Source organism: Treponema endosymbiont of Eucomonympha sp., from assembly GCF_001028545.1.
The window spans coordinates 1-2,722 of sequence record NZ_BBPW01000098.1; the positions used below are offsets into that span (position 1 = coordinate 1).

Here is a 2,722-nt window from a genome sequence, read left to right on the forward strand (position 1 = left end):
GCGGGCGGGCGGTTTTGGTGTTCCAGTTCCTCTCCCTCGCGAGCGAAGTCTTCCGGCAGGAACTGCTCGCCGTGTTCCGCGAAGCCGCAAAGCCGGACGCCGCATACGACCGGAGCGATGCGCCCATCCGCGCCCTTGAAGGACTGCCCGAAACGAGCGGCTGGCTCGGCGGGGAATCCGACCCGCTCATAACCATTCGGGAGAACGGCGTGCTGCTCTCCGTCGACGTCGCACGGGGACAGAAGACCGGCTACTTCCTCGACCAGAAGGCGAACCGCCGCGCCGTCGCCCGCTTTGCCCGCGGTGCGCGGGTGCTCGATCTGTTCTCGCACACCGGCGCGTTCGGCTTGAACGCGGCGCGGGCAGGGACACAGTCGGTGCTTGCCGCCGACATTTCCGTCGAGGCGGTCGGCATGCTCCGGCGGAATATCGCGCTGAACGGTGCGGGCGGCGTCATGCGGGCGGTCGAAGCCGACGCATTCGACATGCTGAGGGACTGTGAACGGGCAGGGGAGCGTTTCGACCTCGTCGTGCTCGACTCGCCCGCGTTTGCCAGAAACGCTCGGTCCGTGCAGAAGGCGTTCGGCGGGTACAAGGAAATTAACCTTCGGGCAATGAGGTTGCTCTCACCGGGCAGCATTCTGGTGAGCTGTTCGTGCTCGCAGTCCTTCGACGCGCCCACGTTCTACGCGATGATTCAGAGCGCCGCAGCCGACGCCCGCCGATGCGTGCAAATCCTTGAAAAGCGCGGCGCGGAAGCCGACCACCCCGTACTCGCCGGACACCCCAAATCGGAATACCTGAAATGCGCGATACTTCGGGTGCTCTAGGCGCTCTTGCAGGTACGCTGGGTACTGGAGGCGCGCCGGATTCACCCGCGCCGAAGCCGAACTGCGTCGTGCTGCTGGGACCGACGGCGGCGGGGAAGACAGCGCTCGCGGTGCGGCTTGCGCGCGCGCTCGGCGCGGAAATCATCTCGGCGGACTCGCGACAGGTGTACCGCGGACTCGACCTCGGTTCGGGGAAAGACCTCGCCGAATATGCGGCACGCGGCTCGGAGTGCGCCGTGCCTTATCACGTCATAGACGTCGCCAGCCTCGACGCCGAATACTGCGTCTATAATTTTCTGCAGGACGCATACCGCGCATTCGACGGGATTACGGCGCGGGGTCGGCTCCCGCTCGTGGTGGGCGGCTCGGGAATGTACCTCGACGCGCTGCTCCGCGGCTACGGGTTTCCCAAAGGGGGCGGTGAGCTCGTGGCGCGGAGGGCGCGAGAAACAGTAGCCGCCGGAACCGCATCGGAAGCACAGCGCGAGCGGGAGGCGGTGAACGGCGGGCAGGAGTATCCGCGCCCGCGAATCGCACCGCTGATACTGGGCACGACATTCCCGCGCGGGGAACTGCGGGAACGCATTGCGGAGCGGCTGCGCGCCCGTTTCCGGCAGGGCATGCTCGCGGAGACGGAGCGGCTGCACGAATCGGGCGCGTCGTGGGAACGACTTGAGCGGCTCGGTCTGGAGTACCGCTTTGCTGCGCGGTTCCTGCAGGGCAAAATCGAGAGCCGCGATGAGCTGTTCCGCCTGCTGTGCCTCGCCATAGGGCAGTTTGCCAAGCGGCAGGAGACGTGGTTCCGCGGCATAGTGCGCAAGGGCTTCAGCATATCGTGGCTCCCGCCGCTCTCCGTCGGCTGCGACGGGCGCTTCGAGCGGGCGCTGGAACTGAGCCGCCGCGCTTTGTGACTCGGCTAACCCCGCGCTCGGCAGGCACGGTAGGTGTGCGACTAGGCACAAAAGAAACAGGGCACAAGCCCTGTTTCTTTCACCCTGCGTTCTGTCTTATGGCTTTCACCTGTAGCGAAGCCTTCTCGATAGACACGGCAAATGCTTATCCGTAGTATGGCTATAGGTTTTCACCTGCAACTAATCTCTCACGGCAGCCGCAGTAAATGCTTACCCATAGACAGACACTGGCGCACGGTGTATCTATAAGGGCATAAACAAGGAGCGCACGCACAATGAACAGACTGGTTTCGGCACTGGTTCTCGGCGTATACCTCGCGTCCTGCGCGCCGGCGCTGCTGCCGCCTGCGGGCTCGGCGGAAGCGGGCGGGCGGAGCGGCAGAGCCGCGTCCGCGGGACAGGCGGCGGCAAAAGGCGAGCTGCCCGACGTGGCGCGCGAGAAGCGCCTTGTGGAAGCGTGGCAGCGGAAAATACTGCAGCAGGACGAAGAGCTCCGGCGGGCGCTGCGGGAGCAGATCCCCGAAATGATCCGCCAGCACGGCGGGCTGCGCCCGGCGCGCGGCTTTGACCCCGAAAGCGTGTGGGGAGACACGGTGCTGCACACCTACGTGTATCAGGTGAGCCGCGGCTCCGTCAGAATCCGCAATGAGTTCTATTACGACGTCCGGCAGGTCGGCTTCCTGTTCAATAAAGTGGAGGAAGCGGAACGGGCGGAAACGGCGTATGTCGGCAAGGCGGAACTGCTCATGCCCTATTTCATACAGTGCTTCGGCGACGACGCCATGACGCGGGCGGCGGGCTACTTTACCCCGAACCCCGCCGACTACCCGCTGGTCAAGGCGGTTCTGGACAAGGGGCTGAAGCCCGCCGACTATGTCGGCTATACGGCGTACTACTGGCTTTATCGGGATGAACGGGAGCCGAAGCCGTTCGGCATGGAACCGGAAATGTATTTTAGGATGCTGGCAACATACGAAAGCG

Annotated in this window: 3 protein-coding genes; all 3 read left to right on the forward strand. The window is 64.7% G+C overall.

Annotated elements, in window-relative coordinates:
- On the forward strand, window positions 1–830 hold an 830-nt coding region (locus AWU74_RS04865), incomplete at its 5' end, for a class I SAM-dependent rRNA methyltransferase (RefSeq protein ID WP_162504834.1).
- A complete protein-coding gene (locus AWU74_RS04870) occupies window positions 806–1,741 on the forward strand; it encodes a tRNA (adenosine(37)-N6)-dimethylallyltransferase (protein ID WP_162504835.1) in 936 nt (311 codons plus the stop codon). The genes AWU74_RS04865 and AWU74_RS04870, both read left to right, overlap by 25 nt.
- A gap of 275 nt (window positions 1,742–2,016) precedes the next feature.
- A partial coding sequence (locus AWU74_RS04875; protein ID WP_162504836.1) for a hypothetical protein occupies window positions 2,017–2,722 on the forward strand: 706 nt, incomplete at its 3' end.